Raw genomic sequence first — 354 nt, 5'->3', positions numbered from 1 at the left:
GGAAGAAGAAATCGAAGCCATCCGCAAGCAGACAAGCATCGAAATCGAACAGCTGAACGCTCGCGTCGTGGAAGCCGAGACTAAATTGAAGTCTGAAGTCACACGCATCAAGAAGAAGTTGCAAATCCAGATTACTGAACTGGAACTCTCTCTTGATGTGGCCAACAAGACCAACATTGACCTCCAGAAGACCATCAAGAAGCAGTCTCTGCAGCTTACTGAGATCCAGACCCACTACGATGAGGTCCAGAGGCAGTTGCAGGTGACTCTCGACCAGTACGGAGTCGCCCAGCGCAGGATACAGTCACTCACCGGAGAGGTTGAGGAGATTCGTGGCAACTACGAGCAGGCCCC

1 protein-coding gene is annotated in these 354 nt (G+C 52.0%); it reads left to right on the top strand.

The annotated features are described in order from the left end of the window. Nucleotides 1-354 (top strand): hypothetical protein (locus F0L68_RS45675; RefSeq protein ID WP_188317129.1); only part of this gene is annotated, 354 nt, incomplete at both ends.

Source organism: Solihabitans fulvus, from assembly GCF_008386585.1.
Taxonomy (GTDB): Bacteria; Actinomycetota; Actinomycetes; order Mycobacteriales; family Pseudonocardiaceae; genus Solihabitans; species Solihabitans fulvus.
Note: the sequence above shows the minus strand (reverse complement) of the source record. Positions and strands in the feature narration are given on the sequence as shown.